The organism is Arsenicitalea aurantiaca (genome assembly GCF_003994485.1).
GTDB classification, from domain to species: domain Bacteria; phylum Pseudomonadota; class Alphaproteobacteria; order Rhizobiales; family Devosiaceae; genus Arsenicitalea; species Arsenicitalea aurantiaca.
Window position 1 is genome coordinate 1 of record NZ_RZNJ01000019.1, and the last position, 368, is coordinate 368.

Sequence of the window (368 nt, forward strand, 5' to 3'; positions counted from 1 at the left end):
TCTGCACTGGTTCGGCGACAGCCCGCCTTCGATCGCCGTCCTCATCGCCACCTACAATGAGGAGTGGCCGGTGCTCGAGCGCACCATTGCCGGCGCGCTCGCCTGCGACTGGCCGAACAAGCGCATCTACGTGCTCGATGACGGGCGCCGCGACTGGCTGGGGGATCGATGCCGCGAGATGGGCGTCATCCACGTCACCCGCCCCGACAATCGCCACAGCAAGGCGGGCAACATCAACCATACGCTCGAGCGGCTGCGCGGCACCCCGGACCAGCCCGATTTCGTCGCGGTGCTCGATGCCGATTTCGTGCCGCACCGCGATTTCCTCGCCCGCAGCATCGCGCTCTTCCACGACCCCGAGACCGGGC

General features: G+C 67.9%; 1 protein-coding gene. It reads left to right on the forward strand.

All coding sequences use genetic code 11. The features are described 5' to 3' along the window. Positions 1–368, forward strand: a 368-nt coding sequence (locus tag EMQ25_RS17910; RefSeq protein ID WP_127189971.1) for a glycosyltransferase, incomplete at both ends; no start/stop codon positions are given.